The organism is Mesorhizobium sp. WSM4820 (assembly GCF_055811075.1).
In genome coordinates, this window is record NZ_JBVVQN010000008.1 from 133888 (window position 1) to 153194 (window position 19307).

Below are 19307 nucleotides of genomic sequence, written 5' to 3' on the forward strand. Positions count from 1 at the left end.
TCATGCTCAAGATCGTCTCGGTGGCGGTCTTCGTCGCCATGTCGTCCTGCATCAAGGCGGCGGGCACGGTGCCGGCGGGCCAGATCGTCTTCTTCCGCTCGTTCTTTGCCATCTTTCCGATCGTCGTCTTCCTGGCCTTTCAGGGAAAGCTTGGCACCGCGTTTTCGACCAAGCGCCCGCTCAACCACATTGCGCGTGGCGTTGTCGGCGTCTGCGCCATGGGGCTCGGCTTCTTCGCGCTGATTCGGCTGCCGCTGCCGGAAGCGATCGCGCTGAACTACGCACAGCCGCTGCTGGTGGTGGTGTTCAGTTCGATCTTCCTCGGCGAAGCGATCCGCGTCTATCGCTGGAGCGCGGTTGCGGTCGGACTGGTCGGGGTGCTGGTCATCTCATGGCCGGAACTGACGCTGCTGGGTTCGGGCGCAGCACTCGGCGATCAGGAGGTGCTTGGCGTCATCGCCGCACTGCTCGCGGCAGCGATCTCGGCCGTCGCCATGCTGCTGGTGCGCAACCTCGTCCAGAGCGAGCCGACGGCAACCATCGTGCTGTGGTTTTCGGTGACGGCGAGCCTTCTGGCCTTGCTGTCGCTGCCGTTCGGCTGGCAGGCGCTGACACCGGCGCAGGCGGGCCTGCTCATTGCTGCAGGCTTTTGCGGCGGGCTCGCCCAGATTCTGATGACGGCGGCCTATCGCCATGCCGAGGCCTCGGTCGTGGCGCCTTTCGAATACACGTCGATGCTGCTTGGCATCGTTGTCGGCTATCTCGCCTTCGGCGACGTCCCGACGGTTCATATGCTCATCGGTGGCGTGATCGTCGTTGCCGCCGGCATCTTCATCATCTGGCGCGAGCGCCAGCTTGGCCTCGAACGCGCCCGCACCCGCCAGGCGACCCCACCGCAAGGATGATCAGGACGGCTCGGCCCGCTCGTTCGCCAATCGCACCAGCACGGTCCTTGTCTGCTCATCGGCGGGGAAAAAAGATTCGATCGCCAGTTCCGACAGCGTCACGTCGAGCGGCGTGCCGAACACGGTGATGGTGCTGATGAACGACAGCACGGCATCGCCATGCGCAAGCCGCAGCGGGTGCACGATCGCGTTCGGCTCGACCGGCACCGGCCGTGCGCCGTTCAGGCCGGACGGATAGGTCCGAAGCTCGCGCTCCAGTTCGACCAGAACCGGGTCGCCAGTGGCGTCGTTCTGGTGTTTCAGCCGGTCGAGAAGATGCGCGCGCCATTCGGCCAGGTTGACGATGCGCGGCGCGACGCCACCCGGGTGCAGGCTGAGCCGCAGCACGTTGACCGGCGGCTTCAGCAAGGAAGGCTCGGCGACGTTGGCGAGGAACGGGCCGATGGCGGCGTTTGCCGACACCAGGTTCCAGTGCCGGTCGACAGCCAGCGCCGGGAAGGGTTCGTGACCCTTGAGCACGATCTCGACCGCCGCCATCGCCGGCGCTAGCGAGGCATCGGTGAGCGGACGCTCGCTGAAGCTGGGGGCAAAGCCTGCGGCCAGCAGGAGCTGGTTGCGCTGCCTCAACGGGATCGACAGCTGCTCGGCCAGATGCAGCACCATGTCGCGCGAGGGCGCCGCGCGGCCGCTTTCCACGAAACTCAGATGCCGCTGCGAGATTTCGGCTTCCATGGCGAGATCGAGCTGGCTCATGCGCCGGCGCGTGCGCCATTCGCGAATGAGGCTGCCGGCGGAAGTCTGGGTTGCGGTCATGGGCGCATGACTAGGCCGGCCGCAGATGCATTTCAATTACCGGGGAGGTTATAGCGCCGCTCTTCCCTTCACCCTCAACCCAGCGCCCGAAGCTTCGCCTTCACTTCAAGGAAATCCCGCCACGCCAGCTTCTTGTGCGCGGGGGTTCGCAAGAGATACGCCGGATGAAGCGTTGGCATGGCGGGGATGGCAATGCCGGCGGCGGTCGTGTGGACGCGCCAGTTGCCGCGCAGCCGCAGGATGCCCTCTGTGGTGTTGAGAAGGGTGCTTGCCGAGGGGCCGCCCAAATTGACCAGCACCTTCGGATTGACCAGCTCGATCTGCCGTTCGATGAACGGCCGGCAAATCTCCGTCTCGTGCGGCGTCGGCGTGCGGTTGCCCGGCGGCCGCCAGGGAATCACATTGGCGATGTAGGCCGAGGTCCGGTCGAGGCCGATCGCGGCCAGCATCCGGTCGAGTAGCCGGCCCGAGCGGCCGACGAACGGCAATCCCTCGATGTCCTCGTCGCGCCCGGGTGCCTCGCCGACCAGCATCACCGCGGCATTCGGATTGCCGTCGGCGAACACCAGGTTCTTGGCGGTGAATTTGAGGTTGCAGCCGTCGAATGCCGCCATGTGCTGGCGAAGTTCGTCCAGGGTTGCCGCCGTCGTCGCCAGGTGTCGCGCCAATGCCGCTTGCTGCTCGTCGGGCACTGTCGCCGTACCGGACGGCGCGCGCACCGCCGGCGCCGCAGCTTGCCTTTCGCCCATTCCGGCGCGTGACAGACTTGTCGAGCGTGGCAGCGCTGCGTTTTCACCGGTTGGCGGCGTAACTGTCGCTGGCGCCCGCTCAGGCGGCTTTGACGCAGCCTCGGCAAACCTGTTCAGCGGCTCCTCTTCGAGCGCTTCATCGACGCCGGCGCTGGCGTAGAAGGCCAGCAGGTCGGCAATATCAGATCGGTTGTCTCGGGAAACGGCAGTCATGCTTTCACATTCAGTCGCGCGGCAGGAATTTGCAACATCGTGATTGGCGCGATGCTTCATGATTTCGTCATCCAGGGCCTCAGCGACGTCGCTTCGCTCCTGCTTCGCCCTGGATGACGAAGTGGTTCAGCTCGACGGTATACGCGGATCCTGCACCAGATAGAACGTCCAGCGTGGTGTGTAGTCGGTGATCAGGTAATCGAATTTTGCCGTCTTCAACGGGTCGATCTTGCCGCTCTTGAACAGCAGCCGGTCATAGGGTTCGAAGTCGCGATCGAAATCGGCAAAGCTGCTCGACCAGATGTTGTCAGGCGTTTTGTTACGCTGGTCGAACGACAGGCCGTCGCCGAACACGCTCGGCCGGTGGAGTATCTCCTGGAGCTCGAACTGGAACTCGACCCAGGCCTGGCCGCTGTTGTTGAGCACGTCGATGCGCATATACATGAGGCCGTTGGCAAATTGGCCCGCAGTGCCGAAGGGGTGGATCGGCTTCGTCGTGCGGATCGTCAGTGTCACTGGTGTCGCCGAATTCAACTCTTCGGTGATGACAAGCGGGTCCTCCTTTGTCCCGATACCCGAGGCGCTGGTGATGCGGAAGCCGCCCAGCTCGTCGGAAAAGGAGTAGGCTCCGGCCACCCAGACCCTTTGCGGCTCGGCGTGGGCGCCAACGGACGCCAGCGGCAAAAGGGCCAAAACGAGCGCCCGGCAAACCCGTCCGGGCGGCGAAAAAAAGCGCGTCGATGAAAAGCCGGATGGCCCGTATGTGCGCATGGTGCGAAGTATGGCCGATAAGCAAGCCGTCGAACAATTAAAAAAAATCAGGGCAACGGCTCTCTTTGGACTGGCTTGACCCGGATCGATGTTGGTGGACCCGCAAATCGCGATTTTGTAGTACGATGCGCGGCCTTTTTGACGAAATCGGCATTGTCACGTCAGCGCCGGTTTCGCGTCGCGAATTGATGCGCTATGCAGCGGATAAGCCAGCAAGATGCGCAAATGCGCTCGCATGATCCCAAAAAGTGAAATCACTTTTTGGGATCATGCGAAAATAAAGTTGCCAGAGTGTCCTTTGCGCGTCCAATGGGCGCGCGGCACTCTGGGCAGTGAGGGGTTGATGAGCGAGATCGAACGCGAAAGCATGGAATTCGACGTGGTCATCGTCGGCGCCGGGCCGGCCGGCCTCGCTGCCGCGATCCGTCTCAAGCAGGTCAATCCCGAGCTTTCCGTCGTCGTCCTGGAAAAGGGCGGCGAAGTCGGCGCTCACATCCTGTCCGGCGCCGTCGTCGATCCGATCGGCATCGACCGGCTGCTGCCGGGCTGGCGTGACGAAGAGGGACATCCGTTCAAGACGCCGGTCACCGCAGACCATTTCCTGGTCCTCGGCCCCGCCGGTTCGTTCCGTCTGCCCAATATCCTGATGCCGCCGCTGATGAACAACCACGGCAACTACATCGTTTCGCTCGGCAATGTCTGCCGCTGGTTGGCGACCAAGGCCGAGGCGCTGGGCGTCGAGGTCTATCCGGGCTTTGCCGCCGTGGACCTCATTTACAGTGACGAGGGCGCGGTCACCGGCGTTGTCACCGGCGATATGGGCGTCGAGAAGGATGGCACGCATGGCCCGGGCTTCGCGCCGGGCATGGCGCTGATGGGCAAATATGTGCTGATCGGCGAGGGCGCGCGCGGCTCGCTGGCCAAGCAGTTGATCGCCAAATATCATCTTTCCGACGGCCGCGAGCCCGGCAAATACGGCATCGGTCTCAAGGAGCTCTGGCAGGTCAAGCCGGAGAACCATCGGCCGGGCCTTGTCCAGCACTCCTTCGGCTGGCCGCTCGACATGAAGACCGGCGGCGGCTCCTTCCTCTACCATCTGGAGGACAACCAGGTGGCGGTCGGCTTCGTCGTCCACCTCAACTACAAGAACCCCTACCTGTCGCCGTTCGACGAGTTCCAGCGCTTCAAGACCCACCCGGCGATCAGGGCCACATTCGAGGGCGGCAAGCGGCTCGGCTATGGCGCCCGTGCCATCACCGAGGGCGGCTGGCAGTCGGTGCCGAAACTGTCCTTCCCCGGTGGCGCGCTGATCGGTTGTGCTGCCGGCTTCGTCAACGTGCCGCGCATCAAGGGCTCGCACAATGCCGTGCTCTCCGGAATGCTGGCGGCCGAGCATGTCGCCGAGGCGATCGGCGCCGGCCGCGCCAATGACGAACTGGCTTCTTACGAGGCGGCATGGCGGGCAACCGACATCGGCAAGGATTTGAAGAAGGTGCGCAACGTCAAGCCGTTGTGGTCGCGCTTCGGCACCGTCGTCGGCGTCGGCATCGGCGGTCTCGACATGTGGCTGAATTCGCTGTTCGGGTTCTCGCCCTTTGGCACGCTGAAGCACGGCAAGGCCGATCATGCGACGCTGGAGCCGGCCGCCAGGCATAAGAAGATCGCCTATCCGAAGCCGGATGGCGTGCTCACCTTCGACCGCCTGTCCTCGGTGTTCCTGTCCAATACCAACCACGAGGAAAACGAGCCTGTCCACCTGCTGGTCGCGGATATGGACCTGCAGCAGCGTTCCGAACACGATGTCTATGCCGGGCCCTCGACACGCTACTGCCCGGCCAGTGTCTACGAATGGGTCGACAAGGATGGCAACGCCGCCACCGATCCCGAGGCGAAGGACGTGCGCTTCGTCATCAACGCGCAGAACTGCGTCCACTGCAAGACCTGCGACATCAAGGATCCGAACCGAAACATTACCTGGGTGCCGCCACAAGGTGGAGAGGGACCAGTCTACCAAAACATGTAGCCCAGCAAGCCAGAACGGCCCGGCGGCCGTCTCGCCCGCCGATCAAATGAAGGCGCGTGAAGGCCTATTATATGTGCGGCGTCTAAAAGAAGTTGAAGCGGGGCGGCGCCTGTGGTTCCATTCTTTCTGACCCGGGAGATGACCATGCGCCTGGCGGTTCTGACGTGCCTTGCGGCGATTGGCGGCTTGTGCGGCTTCGCACCGTCGGCATTGGCTGACACGAAGGTGCTGGTCAAGACCCGGACCTACGACATCACTGGAACCACGGGCGCCGCCCTGATCGAGGCCATGGACCGCAACGGTCCGAAGCGGCACGGCTTCATGACGCACGCCATCGCGCTGGCCGCCTATACCGTAGATTGGGACCTCGACGTCACGAGGGAGGGTGGTGTCTGCCGTCTGCGGCAGGCCAATGGCACGCTCGATCTCACCTACACCTTGCCGCGTTTGGCCTCGGCCGCGACGCCGGCATTGCAGAAGCGCTGGAAGCGGTTTTTCGCGGGCGTTCGTGCTCACGAGCATAACCATGGCCGGATCGCCAGGGCGATGATGCGGGCGACCGAAAGATCGATCACTGGACTGGAGTTCGCCGACAACTTGTTTTGCAGCAAGACGCACCGCGAGGCGAGGCGCCGGATCAAGGCCGTCTATGCCGAATACGAGGCGAAACAAAACGCCTTCGACGCGCGCGAGCATCGCGACGGCGGCCATGTCGAGCACCTCATCAGGGCGCTGTTGCGCAAGCAGTAGCTCAGCTTTGGGTCCTGCCGTTCTGTCTCACCGATGCCGTCGCGGTTTCGTGTTCATCGACCGGCTTCTTCTGTTCCGGCCTGAGCGAGAACTCCACCATCAGCGGAAGATGGTCGGAGCCGGCGTTATCCAGCCTCGACACCGAATGGATGAGAACTGCGCCCTTGCTGAAAACAAGGTCGATCGGCAGTCCGGCGAAGCGCAGGAATTCCGGCAGCTTGATAGGGAGCCAGGTCGGCCCCGGCGAAGGCGCCACGGTCAGCTTGCCAAGACCTGCGACGCGCCGGACGGCGGCGCTCCACGGCACTGCATTGCAGTCGCATGCCAAGATCGATGTCTCGCCGAGCGAGGCGAACTCCCCCGACAATCCGCCGATCTGTCGTGACTGGTTGCGCGGCCATGGCCAGGTGAGGTGCATGGCGGCGACGTCGACGTCGGTTCCGCCGAAATCGACCGTCGCGATGGCCATCGCGCCGCGGCCATCGCAGTGCGGTTGCGTGCCGGCGGCAAACGGCCGTCTGGACAGCAGCGCAACGCCGAAAACGCCATTGGGGTAGGGGCAGAGGATCCGGTAAGGGTAGGCGCTGGCAAGATGGCCAAGTTTGGCCTCCCACATGTCGGACACCTCGTCGAGGGTGATCACATCAGGCTGGGTCCGGCCGATCAGCGACAGGACTTTTTCAGGCGTTGAATTGTTGAACCGCAGGTTCATCTGCAGCAGGCGGTAGACCGCCTGATCACCGGGGTAGACCGCCTGATCGCCGGCCTCGACCTCGTAGGCTGCCTGGACCGGCCACAGGCGGGGCACCGACAGGGCGTTCGACGTGGTGGCAAAGGCAGCCACCGCAAAGAGCAGCCCTGTGGCCGCCTGCAGGCGAAACGAGGTCGCCAGCAGCGGCAGCGCGCAAAGCGCCATCAGCACGGCAAAATGAACGCGGAAATGAGCGAAGGAATCGAAGGCCGGATGCAGCGTTCCGAAAAACCCGGCCACCAGCGCGACCGAGAAGACGAGCATTGCGACGAATGCCATCGAAGCCATCATGTCTCGAACGGGTGCCATCTACTTTGCTTATCGGCAGAAATGCAGCCAATCAAGATGGTGAAACGCCCTGCCGCGCTGTACCGTACTCCGATCGATGAAAGCCGCCGTTCCTACTGAAACGCCGTCTCCGAAAAGCTTCTGAGCTTGCGCGAATGCAACCGTTCCATCGGCATCTCGGCCAGCTTTTCCATCGCCCTGATGCCGATGGTCAAATGCTGTGCCACTTGCCGCTTGTAGAACTCGGTCGCCATGCCGGGCAGCTTCAATTCGCCATGCAGCGGTTTGTCGGAGACGCAAAGCAGCGTACCGTAGGGTACGCGGAAGCGGAAGCCATTGGCGGCGATCGTCGCCGACTCCATGTCGAGCGCGATCGCCCGTGACTGCGACAGCCGCTGCACTGGCCCACGCTGGTCGCGCAACTCCCAGTTGCGGTTGTCGATGGTAGCGACTGTGCCGGTGCGCATGATACGCTTGAGGTCATAGCCGGAAAGGCCGGTGACTTCGGCGACCGCCTCCTGCAGCGCCACCTGGATTTCGGCCAGCGGCGGGATCGGCACCCAGACCGGAAGATCGTCGTCCAGAACGTGGTCTTCCCGCACATAGGCGTGCGCCAGCACATAGTCGCCCAGCGCCTGGGTGTTGCGCAGGCCGGCGCAATGGCCGAGCATCACCCAGGCATGCGGCCTGAGCACCGCTATGTGGTCGGTGATCGTCTTGGCGTTGGAGGGGCCGACGCCGATATTGACCATGGTTATGCCGCCATGGTTCGGCTTCTTCAGATGGTAGGCCGGCATCTGCGGCAGGCGCGGCGGCGCCACGCCATGGCTGGGCGCGCTTTGTCCAGCCTTGGTGACGACGTTTCCCGGTTCGACGAATTCGACGTATCCGCCGCCGCCTTTCGCCATCAGATCGTGCGCACGGGCGACGAATTCGTCGATGTAGAACTGGTAATTGGTGAACAGCACGAAATTCTGGAAATGCTGCGGACTGGTCGCCGTGTAGTGCGACATCCGGTGCAGCGAGTAGTCGATGCGTTGCGCCGTGAACGCCGCCAACGGCCTGGCTTCGCCTAACGCCACTTCGAACGTGCCGTTGGCGATCTGGTCGTCGGTGCCGTCGAGATCCGGTACGTCGAACAGGTCACGGATCGGCCGCCTGATGCGCTCGGCTGCCGCGCCGTCGACATGCGAGCCTTCCAGGAACGCGAAATGCAGCGGGATGGGCGTCGTCGATTCCGAGACCGTGACCGGAACGCCGTGATTGCGCATGATCAGGCGAAGCTGTTCGATGAGATAGCGTTCGAAAAGGGCGGGCTGGGTTATGGTGGTCGAGAAATGCCCGGGCGTCGGCATATGGCCGTAAGCCTGCCGCGAGTCGATCTGGGTGAACGAAGTCGTGGTGACACCGACCTCCGGATAAAACGCCCGGTAGCGCTTGTTGTTGTCGCCGCCTGCGGCGAGCGCCGTAAACGAATCGCGCAGGAATTTGGTGTTGCGGTCGTAGAGGGCCTGCAAGGCCGCAACGGCCTTTGCTGCATCATTGAAGATCTGCCGGCCAAACGGCTCCGGCATCACGACTGAGTCTATGGCTTGGGGGTAGATTCGCTTTTCCATGACCCAATATAGAGGCTTGGCCATGCCGTTGGGAGGGGCCGAAGGGTCGTTTTTTATTTTGCATGGTTTCGATGAAGGCCGATTGCCTAGCCGCGCCGCAGGCTGATCAGCAGCACAAAGCCGACGCCGGTCTTCTTCAGCGCCGGCGCTTCGATTGTCGAGCCGGCATCGGCGCGCATCGTCGGCACGGCCAGAACCGGGGCCGCAAGAACCGTCAGGATGAGCGCCGCCCGTGGCAGGACCCGAAGGGTTTTCAGGACGTTGGCGACGATGCGGTTCATGGCTTTGCTTTTCTCCTCTCGAAGTCTTTGTCGGTTCAGGGGCGAAAATGGTTCACGCAACCGAACCGGCAGGAATTGGCCTGGTCCCAGTTGCGGGCCGAGCGCCCCTCGGCAACGAGGATGGCGAACGACATGCCGAACAGGCTCATCAGCAGGCAGACGATGGTGAAGCGGCGGGCGAACATGGCGTGGTGTCTCCTTCGACACGCACGAGAATGCCCTGATGCAACTGAACCGGTTCTGATGCCGGCGTTCATCTGCGGTTCAAATTTGGACTGTTAGGGCGCAGAAGGCGCAGCCTGCGCGATCGATCGGTGTTCCCAAACACAGAGGCGCGAACAAAAACGGGGCCTTTGCGGCCCCGTTTTTCATTGTGCGGCAGTCGAAACGATCAGAGTCTGTGCCAGGTCTGGCTCCTGCAGATCAGCCCGCCGAGCACGCAGCCGCTCATCTTGAGCGAAGCGCCTGAGACCGAGGCCTTGCCCGAATAGGTCTTGTCGGTCTCCGGGTCGGTTATCGTCCCCGTATATTTGTTGGCGCCGGACACCTTGAACGAACCGATGCGCTTGCCGGCAAACTTGCCGGATTTGAGCGTGATGGAAAATGCGTCGCCACCGCCCGTGATGGCGGCGGTCGAACCGGCCTGCGTTTTCCAGTTGCCTTCGATCGGGTCGGCCCAAGCGGTGCCGGCCATGATCAATGTGGCCGCGAGGGCCATGCTGATTTTGCGAAACATGTTTCTCCTCCCTGTGGGCATCCGGACGAACGTTCCGCCCCGCCAGTCTGCCTCTTACGCAAACGTAAGCTAATCCACCTCCCGGCAAAACAAAAGCGGTGCCGCTGCGGAAGACTTCGGGATTTTTCCCGGCCGCCTGAAGCGGTCTGGTCGGCGAGAAATGAAACACCGGGCATGCTGGCTTTGTCTTCCGTGGTTAGCGGAGTCTTGATTTGCGCCTCGCAAATTTTCATCAATTTTAGTCCAAACCGGCGCAATTGCTGGCTTTGCATCGTTAATGAATTTCCGCGTTTACCTCTTGTTTTAGCTTTGTTTTCCTCAAATTAAGCACGCCGTTTAACGACGGATTCAAGCCTTCGGTTCATTCTCGAAAGCATCGAAAGAGCGGCCGCCCCAAGGGTTTCCAAGGGACAGAACGAGGCAGCTCTCGGGAGCCTGACAGGGGCTAGAACAGGGGATTGAAATGGCACGTTTTGAAATGCCTGAAGCCGGCTTCGGCGCCATGGGGGCAACTGCCCAGGCCGACATTCTTTTCGAACTGGGCATGATGTATGCGACCGGCCGCGATTGCGAGACCGATGTCGTCGCCGCCCACAAATGGTTCAACATCGCTGCGATCAAGGGCTCGGTGCGCGCCGCGGAACTGCGCTCGGAATTGTCGGCCGCCATGTCGAAAGTCGAGATCGCCAGGGCGCTGCGCGAAGCCCGCGAATGGATGACGATGCACTAAGTCTCACCTGAGCTCATCAGGTCCGGAGCTCATCAGACACTGAGATCACCGACAGGGACGCTTCAAGGCCGCGCGAAGACGGCCGGACCGGCAAGAACAAGGCCGCGCAAGACGGCCGGACCAACAATGACAAGAACGCCGCAGGCCGGATACAGCCAAGCTGCGCGACGGACAGGGAAGGCGAGCGGTTTCGGGGCGCGCGTGAGAGCGTTCGGGATTGTTCGATCGACAAAAGCCGCGACCGGCCGGAACAAGGCAGGCGCGGCTTTTCGCGTTTTCGGACCATGGTCCCAAAAAGTGGAAACTGGTTTTTGGAAGAGGATCATGGTCAAACAGTCGGACCATGATCCCAAAAACTGGAAACCGGTTTTTGGAAGAAGATCATGGCCAAACAGAAAGGCGGCAGGCCCAATCGAGTGCCGCCGATGCGCCAAGACAGGCTTGGCGAACGGTGAAATTCTCCCACCTAATCTGGAAGAGGCGCGGTCGGAGCGGCCGCGCGCGAGTGGAGGAGTTGTATCGCCATGAAAAAGTTGGGTATTTTGAGCGCGGCCATTGTCGGCCTGGTGATGAGCGCGCCGGCCTTCGCCGAAGACATCACCTTTTCGGTGGTCGGACCGATGACCGGACAGCTTGCCACCATCGGCGACCAGTTCAAGCAGGGCGCGCAAGCCGCCGCCGACGCGATCAACGCCGCCGGCGGCGTCGACGGCCGCCAGATCAAGCTCGACGTCCAGGATGACCAGTGCGATCCGAAGCAGGCGGTTTCGGTCGCAAACCGCATCGTCGCCAACGGCGTCAAGTTCATCGATGGCCATGCCTGCTCGGGCTCGAGCATCCCCGCCTCGGCCGTCTATGCCGAAGCCGGTGCGATGATGATGTCGCCGGCTTCGTCGAACCCGGAGCTGACGGACGCGGCGGCGAAATCCGGCTGGCCGACGATCATGCGCCTTTATACGCGCGATGATGCGCAGGGCGCCTTCATCGGTCCATGGATCGCCAAGAAATACGCCGGCAAGAAGGTCGTCATCATGCATGACAAGAGCGCCTATGGGCAGGGCGTGGCCGATGCCGTCAAGGCGACGATGAACCAGAATGGCCTCAACGAGATCCTCTACGAGGGCATCAACGCCGGCGAAAAGGACTATTCGGCGCTTGTCACCAAGCTCAAGGAACTGAAGGCTGATGTGGTCTATTTCGGCGGCTACCACCCAGAGGCCGGCCTCATCCTGCGCCAGTCGGCGGAACAGGACTTCAAGTTCCAGCTGATCATGCCGGACTCGATTGCCACGCCGGAATTCTGGCAGGTTGCCGGCCCGGCCGGCGAAGGCACCATGTTCGTCTTCCCGTCGGATCCGCAGGCGAAGCCCGAAGCCAAGCAGGCCATCGAAAAGATCAAGGCGGGCGGCTTCGTGCCCGAGGGGTTTACGCTGTTCTCCTATGCCGTGATCCAGGCCTTTGCCGAGGGCATCAAGCGCGCCGGCAGCGACGACCCGGCCAAGGTTGCCGAAGCGCTGAAGAATGGCCAGCCGATCAGCACCGTCGTCGGCCCTGTCACTTTCGATGAAAAGGGCGACCTCAAGAACGTCAGCTACGACATCAACCAGTGGCACGACGGCAAATACGCGCCGATCCAGCCTTGATCGCCATTGCATGTCGCGCAAAAGTGCGCAGCGGTTTTGCGAAAACGACATGCACAAAAACAAGAACTAAAGCGCGTCGCGTGCGACGCGCTTTAGTTCCTGGCGACAATCGGGGATGGCCGGGGCAGATCCGGCCATTTTCATTTGGTCATGCGTTTGCGGCGCGCGTCTTCCGTCGTCGCCTCTCCTTGGATGAACAGCGTCAGCCGTGGGCTTCCTCGGCAAAACGCACCAGCACCGTCCCATCGGTGACCTGTGCGCCCTCTGTTGCGATCTCGGCGATCGTCCCGTCATGCGTGGCGGAAATCGTGTGCTCCATCTTCATCGCTTCGAGGATCAACAGCGGCTGGCCCTTGATGACGGCTTCGCCTTTTGCCGCGCGCACCAGCTTGACCAAGCCCGGCATCGGCGCGCGCAGGCTGTCGGCACCGGCGGCGATTTCGTCGGGTCTTGCCAACGGGTCCGGCACCGCGAAGCTGTAGCCGACAGCACCTGAAAAGACAGTGACATGGCCTGGCCAGCGGGCGAGGCGAGGCGCAGCGCGAAGATCAAGCGCGCTGTCATAAGGTGCGTCCAGTGCCACCTGGAAGCGCCCGTCCGGCCGCATCGATACAAGCGCCAAGATATCGTCCTCGCCGTAGCGAAGCCGCGTGCGCCGCACCATCGCGTGGAAATGCGCATAGCCGGCAAGCGACGACCACGGCTCGCGGGTCGGCGCCTGAGCCCCGGCGCCGGACGCTGCAAGTGCGGCCGCGGCGACGATCTCGCTGCTCGGCGGCGGCACTGCGGTCAGCGCTTGCTGGTGCCTGCCGATCAGCCCGGTGTCGACGTCACCTGCCGAAAAATCCGCGTCAGCGGCGAGAGCCGCGAGAAAGGCGGTGTTGACGGTCGAGCCGGCGATCTCGGTTTGCGAAAGGGAAATGCCCAGTGCTTCGAGCGCCGCCTGCCGGTTCTTGCCATGGACGACGAGCTTGGCGATCATCGGGTCGTAGAACGGCGAGATGGCATCGCCAGTCCGCACGCCGGTCTCGATCCGCATGCTGGCGCCCTCGGGCGCTGTATCCGGAAATTTCAGGTGATGCAGCGTGCCCGTCGCCGGCAAAAAACCCTTTGCCGCGTCTTCGGCATAGATGCGCGCCTCGAAGGCATGTCCGGAGAGCGCAATCTCGCTCTGCGTCTTCGGCAGCTTTTCGCCGGACGCCACCCGCAACTGCCATTCGACCAGATCGGTGCCGGTGACCATTTCGGTGACGGGATGCTCGACCTGCAGGCGAGTGTTCATTTCCATGAACCAGAAGCGGTCGGCCTTCAGCCCTTGCGAGGCGTCGACGATGAACTCGATCGTGCCGGCGCCGGAATAGTCGATCGCCTTGGCGGCCTTCACCGCCGCCTCCGTCATCGCCTTGCGCAATGCCGGCGTCATCCCGGGGGCGGGGGCTTCCTCGATCACCTTCTGATGGCGCCGCTGCGCCGAGCAGTCGCGCTCGTAGAGATGCACGACATTGCCGAAGACATCGCCGAAAACCTGAACCTCGATGTGGCGCGGCTTGTCGACATATTTCTCGACCAGCACGCGGTCGTCGCCGAACGCGGCCTTGGCCTCGCGCCGCGCACCCGACAGCGCCTCGGAAAAGTCGTCGGGATGTTCGACGCGCCGCATGCCCTTGCCGCCGCCGCCGGCGCGCGCCTTGATCAGCACGGGATAGCCGATCTCGCGTGCCTTGGAGGCGAGCAGCACGATCTCCTGCGCCTCGCCGTGATAGCCCGGCACAACCGGCACGCCGGCCTTCTCCATCAGCCGCTTGGCCGCGTCCTTCAGCCCCATGGCGCGGATCGAGGCGGCCGACGGGCCGATGAAGACGAGCCCGGCCGCTGTCACCTGATCGACGAAATCAGGGTTTTCCGACAGAAAACCGTAGCCGGGATGGATGGCTTCGGCGCCGGTGGCCAAAGCCGCCGCGACGATCTTGTCGCCGCGCAGATAACTTTCGCCGACCGGCGAGGGTCCGATATGCACCGCTTCGTCGGCCATCTCGACATGCAAGGCGCCGGCGTCGGCATCGGAATAGACGGCGACCGTGCGCACGCCCATCCTGCGCGCGGTGCGGATCACCCGGCAAGCGATCTCGCCGCGGTTGGCGATCAGGATTTTGGCGAACATGGGACCTCCAAAGCCAGAGCTTGCCGCCAACGGCGCGAATGCTCCTTCACGCGGGCTGTGGCAACACCCTGCTTTGCAGTCCGGCCATTGTCAAAGGATCGGTAAGCCAGGCCCGCTTACGTCTGAAAACGTTGCAGTGTCATCTTCGCCCCATCCCGCTGGTATTTGCGCCCGTTGCTGCAGCAACCTACTTGGAGGCGGCGATGGCGCAGCCGCCTGCCGCCGTCTTGAGTTTCCACCTCGTCAAGCCGGCCTGACAATTGCGCAACGCTCTCTCTTCCGCGGCCTGTTGCGAGGGGGCGTTGAGCGTGGAACCACAGATGATGTAGAGGTCGCTGACGCGCGAATAGAACGTCGTCGCATAGGCCGAATGGCCGCTGGCCGCGACATAGGATTTGTAGGCTTTCGGGCAATCTCCGGTCGAACCTGCCGGAAAATTGACGGCGAAACGACGGTCGCCTTTGTTTCCCGCCAGCGATTCCGCCGCTCCCACGCCAGGGGTCGCTAATATAAGCAACGTCGAAAAGTACTGACATAGTTGTTTTTTGAAAAATCTGCAGTCTCATCTTCGCCCAATCCCCACGGTATTTGCGATAAGCAATAACCGCGATTCTTTCGTCTGACCAGATCGGTGAATGAAAATAAGTCTGAAACTATGAAGGGATTTTCCTACCTGTGCCGGTCACGCTCCGCCAAGCAGCAACGCCTGTTGGTATAGGTCCGCCGTCTGTTGGTCGAAGCAGCAGAAGATGACGGTTTCAGGAACCGCATTGTGGCTGACAAAGGCGCTCACCGTGCCAACGGCGATCTGCGTCGCCTGGTCCTTTGGATACCGGTATACACCGGTCGAGATCGCCGGAAATGCCACCGTCCTGCAATCCTTGCCGGCGGCGAGTTCGAGCGAACGGCGGTAGCAGGAGGCCAACAACTCGGCTTCGCCCTTGCCGCCGCCTTGCCAGACCGGCCCGACCGTGTGGATGACATAGCGTGCCGGCAGCCTGTAGCCCTTGGTGAGTTTTGCGTCGCCCACCTTGCAGCCATTGAGGGATTGGCATTCGGCCAGAAGTTCGGGGCCGGCCGCTCGGTGGATGGCGCCGTCGACGCCCCCGCCACCCAGAAGTGAGGTGTTGGCGGCGTTGACGATGGCGTCGACCGCCAGCCTGGTGATATCGCCGACATGAACGCGAATCCTTGCCTCGATCTCGCTCATCGGTCACATCCTGAACACGCCGAAGCTTGTCTCCTCGATCCCGGCGTTCAGCGTTGCGGACAGGCTGAGCGCCAGCACCTCGCGCGTCTTGGCCGGATCGATGATGCCGTCGTCCCAGAGCCGGGCGGAGGAATACAGCGGGTGGCCTTCATGCTCGTATTTCATCAGGATCGGCTTCTTGAATTTTGCCTCTTCCTCCGCGCTCCATTCCCCGCCCTTGCGTTCGATCCCCTCGCGCTTGACCACGGCCAGCACGGTGGCCGCCTGCTCGCCGCCCATCACCGAAATGCGGGCATTCGGCCACATCCACAGGAAGCGTGGCGAATAGGCGCGTCCGCACATGCCGTAATTGCCAGCGCCGAACGAGCCGCCGATGATCATGGTGACCTTCGGCACGCGGGCCGTGGCGACCGCCATCACCAGCTTGGCGCCGTCCTTGGCGATGCCGCCGGCCTCGTATTTTCGCCCGACCATGAAGCCGGTGATGTTCTGCAGGAAGATCAGCGGAATCTTGCGCTGGCAGCACAACTCGATGAAATGCGCGCCCTTCAGCGCACTTTCGGAAAACAGCACGCCGTTGTTGGCGATGATGCCGACCGGCATGCCGTTGAGATGGGCAAAGCCGGTGACCAGCGTGGTGCCATAGTTCTGCTTGAACTCGTCGAATTCAGAGCCGTCGACGATGCGGGCGATCACTTCACGCACGTCGTAGGGCTGGCGCAGATCGGTCGGCACGATGCCGTAGAGTTCTTCGGCCGCATGAAGCGGCGCAATCGGATCGCGTAGCGCCAGCCCGATCTGCTTCTTTCGATTGAGGTTCTTGACGATGCGGCGCGCGATCGCCAGCGCATGCTCGTCGTCCAGCGCAAAATGATCGGCCACGCCCGAAAGCCGCGTGTGGACCTCGGCGCCGCCCAATTCCTCCGCGCTGACGTCCTCGCCGGTAGCGGCCTTCACCAGCGGCGGACCGCCGAGGAAGATGGTCGCCTGGTTGCGCACCATGATCGTCTCGTCCGACATCGCCGGCACATAGGCGCCGCCCGCCGTGCACGAACCCATGACGCAGGCGATCTGCGGAATGCCAGCAGCCGACATGTTGGCCTGGTTGTAGAAGATGCGGCCGAAATGGTCGCGGTCGGGAAACACCTCGTCCTGGTTGGGCAGGTTGGCGCCGCCGCTGTCGACCAGATAGACGCAAGGCAATCTGTTCTGCAGCGCGATCTCCTGCGCGCGCAGATGCTTCTTCACCGTCATTGGATAATAGGTGCCGCCCTTCACCGTGGCGTCGTTGACGACGACCATCACTTCGGTGCCTTCGACGCGGCCGATGCCGGTAATGATGCCGGCCGATGCGATGTCCTCACCATACATCGACCACGCGGCGAACTGGCCGATCTCGAGGAATGGCGAGCCGGTGTCGAGCAATTGGGCGAGGCGCTCGCGCGGCAAAAGCTTGCCGCGGCTCTGGTGGCGCTCACGCGCTTCCTCTGAGCCGCCACGCTCGACGGTTGCCGCCTTTTGCGCAATGTCGGCGACCAGCGCCCGCATGCGCTCGGCATTGGCGCGGAAGGTGTCGGAGGCTGGCGAGATTTGCGAGGTGAGGGGGGCCATTGGCGTTACCGGATCAGTTCGATCTTGCAGCCGATATCCAGGTCGCCCCAGCCGCGGTCGGCGGTGACGGCTATGGCGTTCTCGCGAATTGCCAGGGCCAGGCAGGCCCGATCGCCCAGCGACAAGCCGCGATGCCGCGTCAACTCGCGAAGCTGACCGGCGGCGATGCCCATCATCTCGTCGAAAGCAGCGACCGGCATGCCGAGACTGGCGAGGTCGTCCGCGGCCTCTTCCATGCTGCGTCCCTTGTCGATCAGCTTGGCGATAATTTCGGCCGCATTGACGGAGCTGAATTGCGCATCCGGCGCGAAACCCAAGGCAACATCGGTGCCTTTCTCGTTAAGCAGGATCGCAAGCGCCGCCGAGCTGTCCATGACGTAAGCTTTCACTTCGCTCCCTTCCTCGCCATTCCCAGGGCATGAAGCCGTTCGAAACGCTTGTCGCTTCGGCGCTGTTCTTCCCGCCGCTCCTTCAGGAATTCGTCGACGACACTTTCGCCGGGCTTTTTCAACGCCGACAATTCGGCCTGGACGCGCCGCAGATTCCGAAGCCACGACCTTACCCGCAACTCGCCGTTCTCGACGTGAAGGATCAAGTCTTCACCAGGCTTCACGCCCATTTCCTCGCGCATCGCAGCCGGGATCACGAAGCGTCCGCCCTCGCCAAGTCTGACGCGCTCGCGTTTCGCTGGCATCCGGAGCGGAGTTTTTTGAGCTCCTGCGTCGAATTGTGTCGGCGGGTTCTCGTCAAACCCAGCCTTTTCGGTTCCGTTCGCCATAGTCTGCCTCGTTCCGAAAATATGACATATCACGAGAAATATGGGGCAAATCGTCCAGCATGGCAAATTCAGGAGATGGCGCCATCAAACTCCTTCCGCCATGATTTCCCGCCCGATCAGCCAGCGGCGGATCTCGCTGGTGCCGGCGCCGATCTCGTAGAGCTTGGCGTCGCGCAAAAGCCGGCCGGTCGGATAGTCGTTGATGTAGCCATTGCCGCCCAGCAGCTGGATGGCGTCGAGCGCCATCTGCGTCGCCTTCTCGGCAGCGAACAGCACGCAAGCGGCGGCGTCCTTGCGGCTCGTCTGGCCGCGGTCGCAGGCAGCGGCGACGGCATAGACATAGGCGCGCGCGGCGTTCATCGTCGTATACATGTCTGCGAGCTTGCCCTGCACCAGCTGGAACTCGCCGATCGGCTGACCGAACTGCTTGCGTTCGTGCACATAGGGGACCGCCACATCGAGGCACGCCGCCATCAGCCCGACCGGGCCGCCGGCGAGCACCGTGCGCTCGTAGTCGAGACCCGACATCAGCACCTCGACGCCGCGCCCTTCTTCATGCAGCACGTTGTCGAACGGCACTTCGACATCCGAAAAAACCAGCTCGCCGGTGTTGGAGCCGCGCATGCCGAGCTTGTCGAGCTTTTGCGCGACGGAAAATCCGGCGAAATCCTTTTCGACGATGAAGGCGGTGATGCCGCGCGACTGGAGTTCTGGATCGGTCTTGGCGTAAACGACCAGCGTCTCGGCATCCGGGCCGTTGGTGATCCACATCTTGGTGCCGTTCAGCACATAGCAATCATTGCGCTTTTCCGCGCGCAGTTTGAGCGACACGACGTCGGAGCCGGCGCCGGATTCCGACATTGCCAGCGCGCCGACCTTTTCGCCGCTGCACAGCGCAGGCAGATATTTTTCCTTCTGCGCCGGTGTCGCCCAGCGATTGATCTGGTTGACGCAGAGGTTGGAATGGGCGCCGTAGGAGAGGCCGACCGAGGCCGAGGCGCGCGAAATCTCCTCCATCGCCACGACATGGGCGAGATAACCCATGCCGGTGCCGCCGAATTCCGGATCGGCGGTGATGCCGAGCAGGCCGAGCCCACCGAGCTCGGCCCACAGATGCGCCGGAAATTCATTCGAGCGGTCGATCTCGGCGGCGATCGGGGCGATCTTGTCCTGGGCGAAGCGCCGCACCAGGTCGCGCAGCGCCTCGATGTCTTCGTCAAGCCCGAAGTTGAGTGTGTGCGTGTACATGCCGTTCCTCCCGGCGCACGGCCCGAAATC

20 protein-coding genes are annotated in these 19307 nt (G+C 62.8%); 5 read left to right on the top strand and 15 right to left on the bottom strand.

What is annotated here, in order from left to right:
* Nucleotides 1-2 precede the first annotated feature (2 nt).
* Entirely contained in the window at nucleotides 3-905 is a 903-nt protein-coding gene (locus AC0L2R_RS15065; RefSeq protein ID WP_091590849.1) for a DMT family transporter, read from the top strand.
* Here AC0L2R_RS15065 and AC0L2R_RS15070 read toward each other — a convergent pair whose 3' ends face one another.
* From AC0L2R_RS15070 to AC0L2R_RS15080, 3 genes are all read right to left on the bottom strand, one after another.
* Nucleotides 906-1718: a helix-turn-helix domain-containing protein gene (locus tag AC0L2R_RS15070; RefSeq protein ID WP_091590402.1), complete on the bottom strand. Its 813-nt coding sequence runs from the start codon at nucleotides 1716-1718 to the stop codon at nucleotides 906-908. It abuts the gene before it with no gap.
* 74 nt (nucleotides 1719-1792) lie between these two features.
* The gene (locus AC0L2R_RS15075; protein ID WP_287228825.1) at nucleotides 1793-2680 is read right to left on the bottom strand and encodes a uracil-DNA glycosylase; all 888 of its coding nucleotides are present in this window, start codon (nucleotides 2678-2680) and stop codon (nucleotides 1793-1795) included.
* A gap of 126 nt (nucleotides 2681-2806) precedes the next feature.
* Nucleotides 2807-3451 carry a hypothetical protein gene (locus AC0L2R_RS15080; protein ID WP_128168068.1) on the bottom strand — a complete coding sequence of 215 codons (645 nt, stop codon included), beginning with the start codon at nucleotides 3449-3451 and terminating at the stop codon, nucleotides 2807-2809.
* A 343-nt stretch (nucleotides 3452-3794) separates the two neighbouring features.
* Between AC0L2R_RS15080 and AC0L2R_RS15085 the strand changes: the two genes are divergently transcribed.
* Nucleotides 3795-5474, top strand: coding sequence for an electron transfer flavoprotein-ubiquinone oxidoreductase (locus AC0L2R_RS15085; RefSeq protein WP_473509918.1), 1680 nt, complete (start codon nucleotides 3795-3797; stop codon nucleotides 5472-5474).
* Between the two features lie 144 nt (nucleotides 5475-5618).
* Nucleotides 5619-6224 carry a DUF922 domain-containing protein gene (locus AC0L2R_RS15090; protein WP_023800798.1) on the top strand — a complete coding sequence of 202 codons (606 nt, stop codon included), beginning with the start codon at nucleotides 5619-5621 and terminating at the stop codon, nucleotides 6222-6224.
* Nucleotide 6225: 1 nt separating this feature from the next.
* Here AC0L2R_RS15090 and AC0L2R_RS15095 read toward each other — a convergent pair whose 3' ends face one another.
* From AC0L2R_RS15095 to AC0L2R_RS15115, 5 genes are all read right to left on the bottom strand, one after another.
* The gene (locus tag AC0L2R_RS15095; RefSeq protein WP_473509920.1) at nucleotides 6226-7254 is read right to left on the bottom strand and encodes an endonuclease/exonuclease/phosphatase family protein; all 1029 of its coding nucleotides are present in this window, start codon (nucleotides 7252-7254) and stop codon (nucleotides 6226-6228) included.
* A gap of 122 nt (nucleotides 7255-7376) precedes the next feature.
* Nucleotides 7377-8837 carry an AMP nucleosidase gene (locus tag AC0L2R_RS15100; protein ID WP_236371758.1) on the bottom strand — a complete coding sequence of 487 codons (1461 nt, stop codon included), beginning with the start codon at nucleotides 8835-8837 and terminating at the stop codon, nucleotides 7377-7379.
* A 128-nt stretch (nucleotides 8838-8965) separates the two neighbouring features.
* Nucleotides 8966-9160, bottom strand: a complete 195-nt coding sequence (locus AC0L2R_RS15105; RefSeq protein WP_128168071.1) for a hypothetical protein — start codon at nucleotides 9158-9160, stop codon at nucleotides 8966-8968.
* A gap of 35 nt (nucleotides 9161-9195) precedes the next feature.
* The gene (locus tag AC0L2R_RS15110) at nucleotides 9196-9345 is read right to left on the bottom strand and encodes a hypothetical protein (protein ID WP_287258542.1); all 150 of its coding nucleotides are present in this window, start codon (nucleotides 9343-9345) and stop codon (nucleotides 9196-9198) included.
* Between the two features lie 206 nt (nucleotides 9346-9551).
* The gene (locus tag AC0L2R_RS15115; RefSeq protein WP_287228840.1) at nucleotides 9552-9896 is read right to left on the bottom strand and encodes a DUF2147 domain-containing protein; all 345 of its coding nucleotides are present in this window, start codon (nucleotides 9894-9896) and stop codon (nucleotides 9552-9554) included.
* 463 nt (nucleotides 9897-10359) lie between these two features.
* Between AC0L2R_RS15115 and AC0L2R_RS15120 the strand changes: the two genes are divergently transcribed.
* Both AC0L2R_RS15120 and AC0L2R_RS15125 read left to right on the top strand, forming a co-directional pair.
* On the top strand, nucleotides 10360-10626 hold the full coding sequence (locus AC0L2R_RS15120; protein WP_027152750.1) for an SEL1-like repeat protein: 267 nt from the start codon (nucleotides 10360-10362) through the stop codon (nucleotides 10624-10626).
* Between the two features lie 524 nt (nucleotides 10627-11150).
* On the top strand, nucleotides 11151-12269 hold the full coding sequence (locus AC0L2R_RS15125; RefSeq protein WP_128172686.1) for an ABC transporter substrate-binding protein: 1119 nt from the start codon (nucleotides 11151-11153) through the stop codon (nucleotides 12267-12269).
* Between the two features lie 202 nt (nucleotides 12270-12471).
* On the opposite strand, the gene AC0L2R_RS15130 is transcribed toward AC0L2R_RS15125, so the two are convergent.
* The 7 genes from AC0L2R_RS15130 to AC0L2R_RS15160 form a co-directional block, all read right to left on the bottom strand.
* Entirely contained in the window at nucleotides 12472-14430 is a 1959-nt protein-coding gene (locus AC0L2R_RS15130) for an acetyl/propionyl/methylcrotonyl-CoA carboxylase subunit alpha (RefSeq protein WP_473509922.1), read from the bottom strand.
* Between the two features lie 187 nt (nucleotides 14431-14617).
* Nucleotides 14618-14923: a hypothetical protein gene (locus AC0L2R_RS15135; protein WP_473509924.1), complete on the bottom strand. Its 306-nt coding sequence runs from the start codon at nucleotides 14921-14923 to the stop codon at nucleotides 14618-14620.
* A gap of 189 nt (nucleotides 14924-15112) precedes the next feature.
* Nucleotides 15113-15640, bottom strand: a complete 528-nt coding sequence (locus tag AC0L2R_RS15140; protein ID WP_473509926.1) for an O-acetyl-ADP-ribose deacetylase — start codon at nucleotides 15638-15640, stop codon at nucleotides 15113-15115.
* Nucleotides 15641-15643: 3 nt separating this feature from the next.
* Complete coding sequence (locus AC0L2R_RS15145; RefSeq protein WP_473509927.1) at nucleotides 15644-17251, bottom strand: carboxyl transferase domain-containing protein; 1608 nt, start codon at nucleotides 17249-17251, stop codon at nucleotides 15644-15646.
* A 5-nt stretch (nucleotides 17252-17256) separates the two neighbouring features.
* A complete protein-coding gene (locus tag AC0L2R_RS15150) occupies nucleotides 17257-17640 on the bottom strand; it encodes a type II toxin-antitoxin system VapC family toxin (protein WP_023800786.1) in 384 nt (127 codons plus the stop codon).
* Nucleotides 17637-17945 (bottom strand): AbrB/MazE/SpoVT family DNA-binding domain-containing protein, encoded by a 309-nt coding sequence (locus tag AC0L2R_RS15155; RefSeq protein ID WP_473509929.1) that lies wholly within the window; start codon nucleotides 17943-17945, stop codon nucleotides 17637-17639. The genes AC0L2R_RS15150 and AC0L2R_RS15155 overlap by 4 nt, the downstream gene beginning before the upstream one ends.
* A gap of 168 nt (nucleotides 17946-18113) precedes the next feature.
* Complete coding sequence (locus AC0L2R_RS15160; protein WP_473509930.1) at nucleotides 18114-19277, bottom strand: isovaleryl-CoA dehydrogenase; 1164 nt, start codon at nucleotides 19275-19277, stop codon at nucleotides 18114-18116.
* Nucleotides 19278-19307: the final 30 nt, after the last annotated feature.